The organism is Actinoplanes sp. NPDC051470, assembly GCF_040682035.1.
Lineage (GTDB): Bacteria > Actinomycetota > Actinomycetes > Mycobacteriales > Micromonosporaceae > Actinoplanes.
Genome location: NZ_JBFBAA010000002.1, coordinates 347,584 through 361,976, shown reverse-complemented (window position 1 = coordinate 361,976; position 14,393 = coordinate 347,584). Strand labels below are relative to the sequence as shown.

The window sequence follows — 14,393 nt, the reverse complement described above, 5'->3', positions numbered from 1 at the left end:
GAGCACCGTGCCGAACCACATGCCTGGCCCCGTCGTACCGGTCGCCTCCACCGCCCTCCAGCCCCTGCCGTTCGACGCCATCCGGCTCACCGACGGCTTCATGGCCCGGCTGCAGGCCGAGAACGCCGGCACCTCGATCCCCCGCGGACACGACCATCTGGAGCGCCAGCGCGCCTGGGTGAACTTCGAGAACGCCGCGGCCGGCCGGGTCGGCGAGCCCTACTTCGGCCCGAACTTCGAGGACGGCGAGGCGTTCAAGTGGCTGGAGGCGGTCGCCTGGGAGCGGGGCCGGCGCCCGGCCGGAGATCTCGACGCCTGGCTGGAGAGGTACAGCGCGCTGGCCCGGGCGGCCCAGGACGACGACGGCTATCTGGCCACCTTCAATCAGGCGGCCGGCAAGCGCGGACGGTACGAGTGGATCTCGTTCGACCACGAGATCTTCAACATGGCCACGATGATCCAGGCCGCGGTCGCCCAGTTCCGCACCACCGGCCGGACCGTGCTGCTGGACGTGGCCCGGCGGGCCGCCGACCACCTGGACGCCACGTTCGGCTGGGGCAAGCGCGAGGAGTTGTGCGGGCACCCGCTGGTCGAGATGGCCCTGGTCGAGGTCTACCGGGTCACCGGCGAGCGCCGCTACCTCAACCTCGCTTCATATTTCGTCGAGCACCGCGGTCACGGGACGATGACCGATCCCACCTGGCAGCACTGGAGTTCGACCTACTTCAGCGATCGGATCCCCGTACGCGAGACGGTCTATCCCGAAGGGCACGCGGTCCGCGCGGTCTACCTCGCCTCCGGCGCGACCGACGTCGCCATCGAGACCGGTGACACCGAGCTGCTGGCCATCCTGCGGCGGCAGTGGGACAACATGGTCGAGGCCAAGATGTACGTCAACGGCAGCCTCGGCGCGCGCTGGGAGGGCGAGTCCTTCGGCGATCCGTACGAGCTGCCGACCGACCGCGGCTACGGCGAGACCTGCGCCGCGATCGCCTCGACCCAGTGGAGCTGGCGGCTGCTTCTTGCCACCGGTGACGCGAGGTACGCCGACCTGATCGAGCGCCAGTTCTACAACGCGGTGCTCTCCGGCGTCTCGCTCGACGGCGACAAGTACTTCTACGTCAACCCTTTGCAGGTACGCGAGGGCGCGATCCCGTACGACAACCGGATGGGCGCGAGCGGCCGCCACGAGTGGTTCGGCTGCTCGTGCTGCCCGACCAACCTGATGCGCACGCTCGCCGTGATCCACCACTACGCCGCCACCGCCACCGGCGACGGCGTGCAGCTGCACCAGTTCGCCTCGGCCGACATCCAGGCCGGCCCGGTCACGCTGCGCGTCCGGACCGGCTATCCCTGGGACGGCGACGTCGTCATCGAGATTGTCGCCACGCCCGCCTCCGACTGGGAACTGGCCGTCCGGATCCCCGGCTGGGCCTCCGGCGCCACGCTCGACTCGGCCGAGGTGGAAGCCGGGGGCTACGCCCGCATCCGCCGCGTCTGGCAGGCGGGCGAGGTCGTGACGCTGCGGCTGCCGATGGCGCCCCGCGCGGTCCGGGGGCATCACCGGGTCGACGCGGTACGGGGGTCGGTGGCGATCGAGCGCGGCCCGCTGGTGTACGCGATCGAGCAGGTCGACCAGGACACCGGTGTCACGGTCGACGACGTCGGGCTGGCCGATCACGATTTCACGGTCGAGCAGCGCGACGACATCCTCGGCGGGATCCCCACGGTACGGCTGCACGGACGCGTCGGGCCGGACGGCCCGGCCGCCGACGTGGTGGCCATCCCGTACTTCATGTGGGCCAACCGCGAACTCGGACCGATGAAGGTGTGGCTGCCGGCATGACGACTCTTCCCCGCCCCGAACACCCCCGCCCGCAGCTCGTCCGCGAGCGCTGGCTGAACCTCAACGGCGAGTGGCAGTTCGAGATCGACCGCGGCGACAGCGGCCTGGAACGCGGCCTGCTGGAGCGAGACCTGGCGCAGACGATCCTCGTGCCGTACGCGCCGGAGTCCGTCGCCTCGGGGATCGGCGACACCGACTTCCTGCACGCCGTCTGGTACCGCCGCACGGTCGAGATCCCTTGGGACGGCGAGGTTCTGCTCCACTTCGGCGCGGTCGACCACGACGCCACGGTATGGGTCGACGGCGTCGAGGTGGCCCGGCACCGCGGCGGGTTCACCCCGTTCTCGGCCGACCTCGGCACCCGACGCCAAGGCCAGGGGATCACCATCGTCGTACGCGCCCGCGATCTGCCCCAGGGACCGCAGGCGCGCGGCAAGCAGTCCGTCGCGTACGCCAACGCCACCTGCCTCTACACCCGCACCACCGGGATCTGGCAGACCGTCTGGCTGGAGGCCGTCCCGGCCGACCGCATCGAGTCCCTGCGCATCACGCCCCGCCCGTCCGCCTTCGAGGTGGAAACCGTGCTCCGCCGGACCCGGCCGGGGCTTCGGCTCTCGTTCACCCTGTCCGACGCGGACGGCGTGGTCGCGACCGCCACGGCCGGCGCCGACGATGAGCTCGCCCCGGCCGCGCGGCTCGTCGTACCCGAGGATCGCCGCCGCCTCTGGCAACCGGGCCACCCACACCTGTACGACTTCCGGGTCAGCCTGCATGACACCGATGACAACGAGGTCGACCGGGTCGGCTCGTACGCCGGGCTGCGCTCGATCTCGATCGCCGGCGCCGCGATCCTGATCAATGGCGAACGGGTGTTCCAGCGGCTCGTGCTGGACCAGGGCCTGTGGCCGGACACGCTGATGACCGCGCCCAGCGACGCCGCGCTGGAGGAGGACATCCGGCTGTCGATGGCCGCCGGGTTCAACGGCGCCCGCCTGCACCAGAAGGTGTTCGAGGAGCGGTTCCTCTACCACGCCGACCGGCTCGGCTACCTGGTCTGGGGCGAGTTCGGCGACTGGGGCGCGGCCCAGTCCACGGTGGACGGCGATCCACAGCAGCCGACCGCCTCGTACGTGACGCAGTGGGTCGAGGCCGTTCAGCGCGACCGCAATCACCCGTCGATCGTCGGCTGGTGCCCGCTCAACGAGACCTGGCAGGCGTTGCACGACCGCATCACCCAGCTCGACGACGTGACCCGCGCGATGTACCTGGCGACCAAGGCGGCCGACCCGACCCGGCCGGTTCTCGACGCATCCGGCTACTCACACCAGGTTCCCGGCGCCGACGTCTACGACAGCCACCTCTACGAGCAGGATCCGGTGGAATTCCACCGGATCCTCGCCGGAAAGGCGTACGTCAACGAGCACGACGGACGCACGATCTCGCTGCCCTACGCCGGCCAGCCCTATTTCGTGTCCGAGTACGGCGGGATCTGGTGGAACGCCGGCCGGGTCGAGGACGCCGACGACCCCGACCGCCTCTCATCCTGGGGTTACGGGCAACGCGTCCGCGACCTCGAGGAGTGGTTCACGCGGTTCGCCGGGCTGACCGACGTGCTGCTCGACGACCCCCGCATGTTCGGTTACTGCTACACGCAGCTCACCGACACCTTCCAGGAACAGAACGGCGTCTACGACGCCCGGCGCCGGCCGAAGTTCGACATCGGCCGCCTGCGTGCCGTCCAATCCCGCCCCGCCGCTTTCGAGGAGTGAACCATGTCCGGACCCCTTGACCTGAGCCGAAGAGACCTCCTGCGACTGGGCGGCGCCACGGCGCTGGGCGGCCTGCTGGCCGCCTGCGGTGGCAGCGGCGGTGACGACCGCGGCAGCGGCGGCGCGAACGCCGAGATGCAGTACATGTTCTGGGGCAGCACCGGGGAGCAGAAGGCCATCCAGGAGATGCTGCAGGGCTTCCAGAAGAAGAACGGCGGCGGCACGATCAAGCCGGTCTTCACGCCCGGCGACGACTTCGACACCAAGCTCAACGCGCTGCTCGCCAGCAACCGCGCCCCCGACGTGTCGTACCTGAACACCCCGATGGCGTACCGCATCGCGGCCGAGGGGAAGCTCGTCGACATCGCGCAATACTTCGACAAGTACCCGCAGCTGAAGGAGCGCCTCCCCGAGACATTCTTCTGGTGGGACGAGGAGCACACCCTCGGCACCCAGGGCGCGCAGGAGGTGATGCTGCTCTGGCACAACAAGAAGGCCTTCAAGGACGCCGGCATCGAGCCGCCGCCGGTCGAGGCCGCGAAGGCCTGGAACTGGGACCAGTTCGTCGCCGCGGCGACCCGGCTCACCGTCGACCAGAGCGGCAGGCGGCCGGACCAGGCGGGCTTCGACGCCAAGAAGATCAAGCGGTTCGGCGCTCTCGCCCCGCTGTGGTCGGGCGCCTGGTACGGCCTGCTGCTGAGCGCCGGCGTCGACTTCCTCGACGAGGCCGGCACCACCACGATGATCAACAGTGGCGAGGCGATCAAGGTCTTCCAGAACATCATGGACCTGATGTACGTCCACCGCGTCGCGCCGACGCCCACCCAGCTCGGCAACAACGCGCCCGGCCTCGCCGTGCAACTGACCTCGGACCGGGTCGCCATGTCGATCGACGGCCAGTGGGCGCTGCTCGACATCGCGCAGACCAGGACCGATTACGGCATCGGCGTGCTGCCCAGCTACGGCACCCCGACGACCACCTCGATGGGCGGCCCGACCGCGATCTTCAGCTCGACCAAGCAGCTCGACCGGGCGCTCGAGCTCTACCTCTACGAGTCCGACCCGACCGCGTCGAACCTGTTCGCGAGCGGGCTGTGGATGCCGCTGGAGAAGAAGTACTACACCGACCCGGCCCAGATCGCGCTGTGGACCGACAACAAGGCCCACCCGCCGGAGTACAAGACCGCCGTCATCGACTACACGCTGAACCACTCGAAGGCGTACTTCTATCAGAAGACCAAGAACATCGAGGCGGTCGACAAGCTCCTGGTGCCCGCGGTCGAGCAGATGCAGACCGGCAAGCAGCCGGTCGCGAAGGTGCTCAACGCGCTCGCGGCCAAGCTCAACGACGGCGTGCTGAAGGGCCGCTTTCCGACTCCGTCGCTGTCATGACCGCGACCGACGTGGCGCCCCCGGCCGCGCCGGCCGCCCCGCCGCTCCGTCCGTCGAAGCGTGGCCGGTCCGGGCTGACGAAGACGGAACAGCGCTGGGGCATGCTCTTCGCCCTGCCCGCGGTGCTCGGGTTCCTGATCTTCACGGTCGGGCCGATGATCGCGTCGCTGATCATGAGCCTGACCGACTGGCGGATCGGCGCCCCGATCAGCTTCACCGGCGTCGAGAACTACCAGCGGATGGCCTCGGACGATCTGTTCTGGAAGTCCCTCGGTGTCACGACCTATTACACGCTCGGCTCGGTGCCGGCCGTGCTCATCGTCGGGTTCTTCGTGGCCATGCTGGTCAACACCGGCGTACGCGGGAAGTCGCTGTGGCGCACCATCTACTACCTGCCGACGCTGGTGCCGGCGGTGGCGAGCGCGGTGCTCTGGATCTGGATCTTCAACCCCGACTCGGGCCTGCTCAACTCGGCGCTGCGGTCGGCCGGGCTGCCCGGATCGAACTGGATCTACGACGAACGCACCGCCATACCCTCGCTGATCCTGATGAGCACCTGGGGTTTCGGCAACGCGATGGTGATCTTCCTGGCCGGCCTGCAGGGGGTGCCCACCGACCTCTACGAGGCGGTAGCGCTCGACGGCGGCGGCGCCTGGGCCAAGTTCCGCCACGTGACGCTGCCGTTCATGACGCCGACCATCTTCTACAACCTGGTCACCGGTGTCATCGGCACGTTCCAGGCCTTCAACCAGGCCTACATCATGACCAACGGGGGCCCGAACAACTCGACCCTGTTCTACATCTACTACCTCTACACGAAGGCCTTCACCGACGGCGAGATGGGGTACGCCAGCGCGCTCGCGTGGGTGCTCTTCATCATTGTGCTGATCGTGACGGTGCTGATGTTCCGCAACGCGCGCCGCTGGGTCTTCTACGAGATGGGAGGCGCGCGATGACCCTGGCCATCGCGCGGCGCATCGCCCTGTGGATCGTGCTCCTGGCCGGCGCGGTCATCATGCTGGCGCCCTTCGTGTGGCTGGTCCGCAGCGCGCTGATGACCGACAGCCAGATCTTCGTGACCCCGCCGCAGTGGCTGCCCGACCCGGTCGCCTGGTCGAACTTCTCCGAGGCGCTCACCGCACAGCCGTTCTACCTGTACCTCTTCAACACCATGCTGATCGAGTTCTTCGTGGTGACCGGCACGACGATCACGTGTGCGTTCGCCGGCTTCGCGTTCGCGCGGCTTCGCTGGCGCGGGCGGAACCTGGTCTTCGGGCTGCTGCTGACCGGCGTCATGCTGCCGTACGCGGTGACCCTGGTCCCGACCTTCATCATGTGGTCGTCGGTCGACGCGCTGGACACGTTCTACCCGCTCATCGTCCCGGCCTGGTTCGCCGGCGCGGGCGGCGGCGTGTTCAGCATCTTCCTCTACCGGCAGTTCTTCCTGACCATCCCGTTCGAGCTGGACGAGGCCGCCTACATCGACGGCGCGAACCCGTGGCAGGTGTTCTGGCGGATCATCCTGCCGCTGTCCAAGCCGGTGGTCGTGGTGGTGGTCATCTTCACCTTCATCGGGGTGTGGAACGACTTCCTGGGACCGCTGCTCTACCTCGGCGGCGACGACTCCAAGTTCACCCTGGCGCTCGGGCTGGCCACCTTCCAGAGCACCTACACCGCGCAGTGGGGCTATCTGATGGCAGCGTCGCTGGCCGTCATCCTGCCCATCGTCGCCCTGTTCTTCCTGCTCCAGCGCTACTTCGTGGAGGGGGTCACGCTGTCCGGGCTCAAGCGGTGAGCCCATTATTGCGTTGTGGGCGGCCGCCGGACGCTGCCATATTGATCTCGGCCCCGGCGGCTTCAGAAGTACGCGCTTACGCAACGGATGCATTGGCGCTCAAACCACGCTGATCCGTTGTCCTCCTGGCGACCGATCCTTCACATCGGGACCGCTCCGGGGCCTCCCACAACTTTGCAACATCAGAGGTGAAACATCATGACCGACCGACACGAGGTGATCGTCCACAGCGGATACCGTGGCCTGCGATACACCGACGGACGTTTCGACCAGGTGCTCGAGCCCGGCCGGTACGAGCTGCCCCAGCGCCGCTTCCCGCAGCGGCGGGTCCCGCGCGTCACGATCGTCCCGATCGACGTGCGCGAGCGCGAGCTCAACATCAAGGGTCAGGAGATCCTGACCGCCGACAAGGTGGCCGTCCGGGTCAACATCATCACGCACTTCCGGGTGATCGACCCGCAGGCGGCCGTCGAGCAGGTCGCCGACTACGAGGCCCGCATCTACAGCGACGTCCAGCTCGCCGCGCGGCGCTCGCTCGCGTCGATGACCCTCGAGGCCATCCTGACCAACCGCAACCAGCTCAGCGAGGACATCCTGCGCGACGTCGAGGGCATCTCGGCGCGGTACGGCGTGCAGATCATCCGCGCCGACGTGAAGGACCTGGCGTTCCCCGGCAACCTGCAGGAGATCATGAACCGCGTCCTCACCGCGCAGCGGATGGCCGCGGCGCAGATGGTCGAGGCCCGCACGCGCGCCGAGCGCGACGCCCTGGAGGCCAACACGAAGGCCGCCGCGCTGCGCCTGTCGGCCGAGGCCGACGCCGAGGCGAAGCGCATCCGGGCCGACGCCGAGGTCGACGCGCTGCGCCGGCTGGCCGCGGCGGCCGAGGCCTACGCCGAGCACCCGGCCCTGCTCCGCCTGCGCGAGCTGGAGACGCTGGGCGCCCTCGGCGCCAATGCCGAGGCCCGTCTCTACATCGGTTTCGACAAGCACAGCGACCGGCTCGCCACCGAGTGACCCCTGTTGCGTCATCCATCAACGTTGTCCACTATGGATGAATGCGTAGATTGCTCACCTTCGGTGTCACCGGTCTCCTTGCCGTCGCCGGGCTGGTGGTCGCGAACCCCGGCCCGGCGTCGGCCGTCGACCTCGTGAAGTCCGGCATCGGCGTCTTCCGACCCTCCGAGCACCGCTTCTACCTGGACAAGAACCACGCCGGGACGCCACAGGTCGACGTGTCGTTCGGCCAGTCCGGCGACCTGCCGCTCAGCGGCACCTTCGGCGTCGTGGGCTGGGACGGCATCGGGGTCTACCGGCCGTCGAACCGGACGTTCTACCTGGACTACGGCTACGACGGCAGCACGAACAAGCAGGTCACCTTCGGCGCCGACGGTGACCTGCCGATCGTCGGCGACTGGGAGTACGTGCCGGGCGGCAGCAACGACAACCTCGACTCGGTCGGGGTGTTCCGCCCGTCGAGCGGCCAGTTCTTCTTCGACTACAACAACGACGGCGTGGCCAACCGGAGCTTCTCGTACGGCCAGGCCGGCGACATCCCGGTGGCCGGCAAGTTCGGGAGCCCGGGCGCGCGGTCCGGCATCGGCGTCTTCCGGCCGTCCGAGGGACGCTGGTACCTCGACACGAACCTGGACGGCGTGACCGAGAAGTGGATCTACTTCGGCCGGCCGGGTGACCGTCCGGTCGTCGGCGACTGGGACGGCCACGGTGGCGACGAACTCGGCGTGTTCCGGCCCAGTGAGCACCGGATCTACCTCGACTACGACCTGACCGGCGGCAACGCCGAGTACGACTACTCGTTCGGGACGAGCGAGGACCGTCCGATCGCGGGTTACTGGTTCAACTAGCGACAGGTCGTGAGACACGGCCTAGGTTCGGCTGCCGGTTCGGTCGGTCACCTCGAGGAGGTCGCCGGGCTGGCAGTCGAGGGCGTCGCAGAGGGCGGTCAGGGTGCTGAAGCGGATGGCCTTGGCCCGGCCGTTCTTGAGGATCGAGAGGTTGGCCAGCGTCAGGCCGACCCGGTCGGCCAGCTCGGTCAGGGTCAGGCCCTTGGCGGCCAGCAGGGCGTCCAGGTGCAGGGCGACACGGTGCTGTTCCTCCGGTGGCATCAGATGACCTCGTCGAGCTCGGCGCGCAGGCTCCGGCCGTACCGGATGATCTGAGCGAAAGCGAACAGCACCAGACCGAGCATCAGCCACCAGACACTGAGCGTGTAGTCGAACACGAACATCCGCGCGCCGGCCGGCACCACCGTCGCCTCCAGGAGGTAGACGGCGACGTTGCGGACGATCTCGGAGGCGGCGCCGACGATCAGGACGACCAGGCCGAGGCGGCGCAGGGCGGTCGCGGTGGCCTCGGTGAACGGCTGCGTCGCGGTGATCCGGTCGAGCAGGCGCAGGGCGTACCAGATCATCGGCAGGGTGGCCAGGTCGAGCGGCAGCGGACCGGCGAGCAGGTCGAGCACCGTCTGATAGACGCCGGGGTCCTGGATCGACACGCTGATGGCCTGGATGCGCAGCTCGGTGGAGGGCTGGGTGGCGAGCAGCGCCGACGGCAGCACCTCGAAGCGACGGGTGGCGGGGCCGTCGAGCTGGACCACCTGGGCGACGATCGCCAGGATGTTGCCGAACGCCATGATCTGGAGCAGGGCGCGGATGAGGGCGAACGGGCGGTGACGCTCGGGCATGACGGCCTCCTTATCGATATTCGATGTATTGATAGTCGATATGATGCGACGGGTTGTCAAGCGGGCTTGGAGGGACGGATGGATCAGGTGAGCCTGCGTCGGGCCGACGCCGGGGACGCCGAGGACGTGCTCGGGGTGGTGCGGCGGGCATTCGAGAAGTACGTGCCGCGGATCGGGCGGGAGCCGTGGCCGATGACGGTCGATTACGGCGTACCCATCGGATTGGGGTATTGCCGGGTCGCCGAGGTCGACGAGCGGATCGTGGGCGCGCTCGTCCTCGAGCCGGGCGACGGCTTTCTGCACCTCGACGTGATCGCGGTGGCGCCGGAAGCGCAGGGTGGCGGGGTCGGCGGGCGATTGCTCGCGCTCGCCGACGAAGAGGCAAGGGCCGGTGGGTACGCCGAGATCCGGCTGTTCACCAACGAGGCGATGACCGAGAACATCGCGTACTACGGCCGCCGCGGCTACCGCGAGACACATCGGACCGAGGACGACGGGTTTCGTCGCGTCTTCTTCACCCGGACACTGGGCTGATGACTCGGTTGCGGCCACCGCGTAATCCCGTCGACCGGCGCGCGATCGGCTGGTGGACGACCAACCTGGTGATCCTGTTCGCGGGGCCGGTGCTCACGCTGGTGCTGCTCGGGGTGCTCATCTCGCCGGCCCGCTTCTGGCTGCTCCTGCCGGCCCTGATCGGCGCGGTGGCCGGCGTGGTCGCGGTGCCGGCGCTGCCGCGGTGGTGGTTCCGCGTGCATCGATGGGAGGTCACCGACACGGCCGTCTACACGCGAACCGGCTTCTTCTGGCAGGAGTGGCGGGTGGCGCCGCTGTCGCGGATCCAGACCGTCGACACCCGGCGCGGTCCCGTGGAGCAGCGGTTCGGGCTGGCCACCGTGGTCGTGACGACCGCGTCGGCCAAGGGCGCGGTGACCATGCCCGGCCTCGATCACGCGCTCGCCGCGGAGGTCGCCGAGCAGCTCACCGCCAAGACCCAGGCCGTGCCGGGCGACGCGACATGACCGGCGCCTGGGAACGGCTGGACCGGCGAGGCCTGTGGGTCTCGGCGGCCTTCATGACCGGGGTGGCGATCCTGGCCGGCGTGCCGACCGCGATCGGGCTGTCGGACATCTCCTGGGCGGTCGCGCTGGCCTGGACGCTGCCCGGCGCGGCGGTGATCGTGGCGGCCGGTGTGATCGCCGAATGGCTGCGCCTGCGGGTCACCCGCTACCGCGTCGGGCCGGACCGCGTCGAGCTGCACACCGGCGTGCTCGTCCGGACCCGGCGAAGCCTCCAGCGCGATCGCATCCGGACCGTCGATGTCGTCGCCGACCCGCTGCTGCGGGTGTTCGGGCTGGTGGCGGTGCGGATCGGCACCGGGGAGCAGGCCGATGACGGAACCGTGAAGTTGTCACCGGTGACACGTGACACCGGTGACGCGTTGCGGCGAGCCTTGTTGTCGCGGGCCGCTTCGCCGGCTTCGTCCCTGGCCGTCCTCGATCCCGCCTGGATCCGGTACGCGCCGCTGTCGTTCGTGGGACCGGTGCTGGGCGGGTCCGCGCTCGGCGGCGTGCTCAACGTGGCCGACTGGTTCGGGGCGTCGGCCGGGGTGGTCGACTGGGCCATCGACCTGCTGGGCGGGCTCGGCCTGATCGGCGGGATCGCGGTGCTGATCGTGGTCGCGCTGGTCGTCGGCACGATCGGGGCGCTCGGGCTGTGGGTCGAGTTCTGGTGGTCCTACCGGCTCGACCGCTAGGCCGGGGGCACGCTGCGCGTCCGGCGGGGGCTGTTCACCACGCGGTCCATCTCGATCGAGGAGGACCGTCTGCGCGGCGTCGACCTGGTCGAGCCGATCGGGTCGCGGCTGGCCGGGGCGGCCCGGGTCGACGCGGTCGCCACCGGCCTGGCCACCAGGACCGAGAAGGACAAGGCCCAGCACCGTACGCTGCTGCCGGCCGCCCCGCGCGCGGTCGCCGACCGGGTGGCCGCCGACGTGCTGCGCGAGGACGTGTCGCCGACCATGGCGGTGCGGCTGTCACCGCATCCGGTCGCGGCCCGAGGGCGCCGGTTGCGCTGGGCGCTGGCCGGGGTGGCCGCCTTCGAAGTGCCGCTGGTGGTGCTCGGCGTGCTGGTCGCCGAGGTGCTGCTGCACCTGGCGTGGATCACGGCCGTGGTGGCCGTACCCATCGCGGTTCTGCTCGCCCTGGACGCGTACCGCGGCCTCGGGCACGGGCTGACCGGCGGCTATCTGGTGGCGCGCAGCGGGTCGGTGCGCCGCTCCACGGTGGCGCTCCAGCGGCGCGGGATCATCGGGTGGACCGTGCGGCAGTCGATCTTCCAGCGCCGGGCCGGGCTGGCCACCATCCGGGCGACCACGGCGGCCGGGGCCGGGGCGTACGCCATCCGCGACGTCGGCACGAGCACCGGCCTGGACGTGGCCGACGAGGCGCTGCCCGGGCTGCTCACACCGTTCCTGGAGCGAACCTGAGGAACCGCCGCAGGTGAGACATCCATGACTATTGCGTTGAATCCGGTTCGTCATTGTTGAAACGACTGGTAAACAGAGTCCGTGGCAGCTGCGTGGCCGACGGTCGGAACCGTCCAGGTGAACGGCGTCCGGCTGGGCTACCGCGAGTGCGGCGACCCCGGCGGCGTGCCGGCGGTGCTGCTGCACGGCACCGGAAGCCGGCACGACACCTGGGATCGCCTCGCCTCGCGCCTGACCGGCTACCGGGTGGTCGCCGTCAACCTGCGCGGTCACGGTGACAGTGAGCGGTGCCGCAACTATTCGCTGAACGCCCTGCGGGTCGACCTGCTCGGGGTGCTCGAGGCGCTGTCGCTGCGCGACACGGTCATGGTCGGGCATTCGATCGGTGGGTACGTCGCTCTGGCCACCGCGCTGCACAGCCCCGACCGGGTCGCGCGGCTCGTCCTGGAAGACCCGGCGGTGCCGCCGCGAGGCGCCGTCCCGCTTGGTGCCGCGGCCCCGCTTCCGGCCGGCCCTGATCGTGTTGGCCCTGATCGTGTTGGCCGACGCCTTGTCCTGCCGTCGCTGCACGGCGGAAGCCGGCTCGGGATGCTGGCCGCCGCGGCGGGCATCCTGGCCGCGCGGCGCGACTTCGACCTGTTCGCGATGTGGTCGATCGTCCGCCAGGTGACGCGCCCCGACCCGGGGTGGTGGTCGTGCCTCGACGAGGTACGGCAGCCGACGCTGGTCCTGTCCGGCGGGCCGACCAGCTGCATCCCGCCGCGCCGCCTGGCCGAGATGACGTCGCGGCTGCCGGACGCCCGCCTCGCCACCATCCCGGTCGGCCACCGCGTGCACAGCCTCGCCCCGGACGAGTTCTTCACCGAGGTGGCCGCCTTCCTCACCGCATCCGCCCGCAGCCTCGCGGCCTGACCTCGAGTCAGCCGCCTGGCGGCCCGGATCAGCGGCCTCGCGGCCCGGGTCATCGTTGCGCTCAGCCCGAGACAACCGGTCTCCAGGTCGCGTGGTGGAATAGCCGACGCTGACGCGCGGTGATTCAGGCTACGAGCAGGCGAAGGCCCAGCTCCGCGGCGTCAAGGGCGACGACGTCCCGGTTGCGTTCGGCCCACCGGCCCGAGGAAATATCCTTGCGGAGTGCGCTCACCGCTCGCTGCTCGGCCTGCGGCCCGACTCTGGTCCACACCGATACCGCGCGGCGGACGTGCTCTTCCAAGTACGCCTCGGGCCGGCGCCAGTGTGCCTCGAAGAAGCCGTCTTCGCAGTCCCACGGGATCAGTACCGGCTCCGCACGTCCGCCGATCGCACGGGTCATATCGGTCAGGGACGGCCAGCCGACGAGAAGGTCGGCGAATTCCGGCAGGTAGTCGCGGGTGAGCCAGAACCGCTGACGCCAGCCGGTGTCATCGGCGTCGTACGTGAACACCACCACCCGGCGGGCCACCCGCCGCATCTCACGCAACCCGGCGACCGGGTCCGGCCAGTGATGAACGGTGCTGACCGCCATCGCGACATCGAACGACTGATCCTCGAACGGCAGGCTGTCGGCGCTGGCGGCCACGCACGGCGCCGCGCCGGCCGGGCGCTGCGCCCGCATGACCGCTGAGGGTTCCACCGCCGTGACCTCCCGGTCACGCGGTTCGTACGAGCCGGTTCCAGCCCCCACATTCAGTACGGTCCGCGCGTCCCCGATCGCCTCCCAGATGCGCGCGGCGATCCGCGGCTCGGTGCGCCGCGTCGCCGGGTAGGCGGACCCGATGTCGTCGTACAACTGCGCGCCGAACACCCTCGGATGTTCCTCCGGCGTCGTCCTGACCCCCACCGCTCGTGCCTCCATTTCCCGGTCTATCGCGGTCACCATGGCCGCGGCCCGGTCGCGCTGTTCCACCAGCAGACCGCGCAGCAGGCGCAGGTGCGGAACCGCGTCGGCGGCCGGGTCGCCGATCAGTTCAGCGATCTCGCTCAACCCGAAACCCAGCCGCCGGTACGCGAGCACCTCCCGCAGCCGCTTCACATCGCCCGCGGAGTAGACCCGATGTCCAGCCGCGGTTCGCATGGACGGCCGCATGAGCCCGATCTCGTCGTAGTGATGCAACGTGCGCACGGTTACGCCGGCCAGCTCGGCCACGCGTCCCACAGTCAGGTGCTCCTCCACACCCGCGACTATGCGGCATGACGCCACGTGAGGGACAAGCCCGCCGAGCCGGTGTGGGACCGCGGTCGGCGCCGTCCCTTATCGGCGGCAGAGTGGTCTGCGGACTGCTGGTGGTCCTGTTCTCGATCGGCCTGCGCCGCACTTTCGTCCAGGTCTCTATGCTGGCTGGGTGGCAGCGTGTCCCGAGCTGGCCGTCGCACGTCGTTCTCGGCGGCGAGGGCTCTTCGGGGTAACCCCGAGGAAGCTTGAT

Annotated in this window: 16 protein-coding genes; 12 read left to right on the top strand and 4 right to left on the bottom strand. The window is 69.7% G+C overall.

Annotation, left to right across the window (positions count from 1 at the left end; all coding sequences use genetic code 11):
• The first annotated feature begins 19 nt into the window (after positions 1-19).
• From AB0M54_RS06790 to AB0M54_RS06760, 7 genes are all read left to right on the top strand, one after another.
• Entirely contained in the window at positions 20-1,846 is a 1,827-nt protein-coding gene (locus AB0M54_RS06790; protein WP_364469595.1) for a beta-L-arabinofuranosidase domain-containing protein, read from the top strand.
• On the top strand, positions 1,843-3,615 hold the full coding sequence (locus tag AB0M54_RS06785; RefSeq protein ID WP_364469593.1) for a glycoside hydrolase family 2 TIM barrel-domain containing protein: 1,773 nt from the start codon (positions 1,843-1,845) through the stop codon (positions 3,613-3,615). Before AB0M54_RS06790 ends, AB0M54_RS06785 begins: the two co-directional genes overlap by 4 nt.
• A gap of 3 nt (positions 3,616-3,618) precedes the next feature.
• Positions 3,619-5,007, top strand: coding sequence for a substrate-binding domain-containing protein (locus AB0M54_RS06780; protein ID WP_364320335.1), 1,389 nt, complete (start codon positions 3,619-3,621; stop codon positions 5,005-5,007).
• The gene (locus AB0M54_RS06775) at positions 5,004-5,963 is read left to right on the top strand and encodes a sugar ABC transporter permease (protein WP_364320333.1); all 960 of its coding nucleotides are present in this window, start codon (positions 5,004-5,006) and stop codon (positions 5,961-5,963) included. Before AB0M54_RS06780 ends, AB0M54_RS06775 begins: the two co-directional genes overlap by 4 nt.
• On the top strand, positions 5,960-6,802 hold the full coding sequence (locus AB0M54_RS06770; RefSeq protein ID WP_364320331.1) for a carbohydrate ABC transporter permease: 843 nt from the start codon (positions 5,960-5,962) through the stop codon (positions 6,800-6,802). Before AB0M54_RS06775 ends, AB0M54_RS06770 begins: the two co-directional genes overlap by 4 nt.
• Positions 6,803-7,000: 198 nt before the next feature.
• Complete coding sequence (locus AB0M54_RS06765; protein WP_364469590.1) at positions 7,001-7,819, top strand: slipin family protein; 819 nt, start codon at positions 7,001-7,003, stop codon at positions 7,817-7,819.
• A 41-nt stretch (positions 7,820-7,860) separates the two neighbouring features.
• On the top strand, positions 7,861-8,667 hold the full coding sequence (locus tag AB0M54_RS06760; RefSeq protein ID WP_364469588.1) for a hypothetical protein: 807 nt from the start codon (positions 7,861-7,863) through the stop codon (positions 8,665-8,667).
• A 21-nt stretch (positions 8,668-8,688) separates the two neighbouring features.
• Here AB0M54_RS06760 and AB0M54_RS06755 read toward each other — a convergent pair whose 3' ends face one another.
• Together AB0M54_RS06755 and AB0M54_RS06750 are read right to left on the bottom strand one after the other, a co-directional pair.
• A complete protein-coding gene (locus tag AB0M54_RS06755; RefSeq protein WP_364320325.1) occupies positions 8,689-8,928 on the bottom strand; it encodes a helix-turn-helix transcriptional regulator in 240 nt (79 codons plus the stop codon).
• Positions 8,928-9,506: a DUF2975 domain-containing protein gene (locus tag AB0M54_RS06750; RefSeq protein ID WP_364469586.1), complete on the bottom strand. Its 579-nt coding sequence runs from the start codon at positions 9,504-9,506 to the stop codon at positions 8,928-8,930. Before AB0M54_RS06750 ends, AB0M54_RS06755 begins: the two co-directional genes overlap by 1 nt.
• Positions 9,507-9,584: 78 nt before the next feature.
• Between AB0M54_RS06750 and AB0M54_RS06745 the strand changes: the two genes are divergently transcribed.
• From AB0M54_RS06745 to AB0M54_RS06735, 3 genes are read left to right on the top strand one after another with little or no spacing between them, the layout of a single operon-like run.
• Positions 9,585-10,040: a GNAT family N-acetyltransferase gene (locus AB0M54_RS06745; RefSeq protein WP_364320322.1), complete on the top strand. Its 456-nt coding sequence runs from the start codon at positions 9,585-9,587 to the stop codon at positions 10,038-10,040.
• Complete coding sequence (locus tag AB0M54_RS06740; protein ID WP_364469584.1) at positions 10,040-10,525, top strand: PH domain-containing protein; 486 nt, start codon at positions 10,040-10,042, stop codon at positions 10,523-10,525. The genes AB0M54_RS06745 and AB0M54_RS06740 overlap by 1 nt, the downstream gene beginning before the upstream one ends.
• Positions 10,522-11,259, top strand: coding sequence for a PH domain-containing protein (locus AB0M54_RS06735; RefSeq protein ID WP_364469582.1), 738 nt, complete (start codon positions 10,522-10,524; stop codon positions 11,257-11,259). The genes AB0M54_RS06740 and AB0M54_RS06735 overlap by 4 nt, the downstream gene beginning before the upstream one ends.
• On the opposite strand, the gene AB0M54_RS06730 is transcribed toward AB0M54_RS06735, so the two are convergent.
• Entirely contained in the window at positions 11,256-11,432 is a 177-nt protein-coding gene (locus AB0M54_RS06730; protein WP_364469580.1) for a hypothetical protein, read from the bottom strand. The two genes, AB0M54_RS06735 and AB0M54_RS06730, sit on opposite strands and share 4 nt — an antisense overlap.
• Positions 11,433-11,484: 52 nt before the next feature.
• On the opposite strand from AB0M54_RS06730, the gene AB0M54_RS06725 reads away from it, so the two are divergent.
• Together AB0M54_RS06725 and AB0M54_RS06720 are read left to right on the top strand one after the other, a co-directional pair.
• Positions 11,485-11,991: a PH domain-containing protein gene (locus tag AB0M54_RS06725; protein ID WP_364469578.1), complete on the top strand. Its 507-nt coding sequence runs from the start codon at positions 11,485-11,487 to the stop codon at positions 11,989-11,991.
• A gap of 81 nt (positions 11,992-12,072) precedes the next feature.
• Entirely contained in the window at positions 12,073-12,903 is an 831-nt protein-coding gene (locus AB0M54_RS06720) for an alpha/beta hydrolase (protein ID WP_364469576.1), read from the top strand.
• Positions 12,904-13,027: 124 nt separating this feature from the next.
• On the opposite strand, the gene AB0M54_RS06715 is transcribed toward AB0M54_RS06720, so the two are convergent.
• The gene (locus tag AB0M54_RS06715) at positions 13,028-14,143 is read right to left on the bottom strand and encodes a MerR family transcriptional regulator (RefSeq protein ID WP_364469574.1); all 1,116 of its coding nucleotides are present in this window, start codon (positions 14,141-14,143) and stop codon (positions 13,028-13,030) included.
• Between the last annotated feature and the right edge of the window lie 250 nt (positions 14,144-14,393).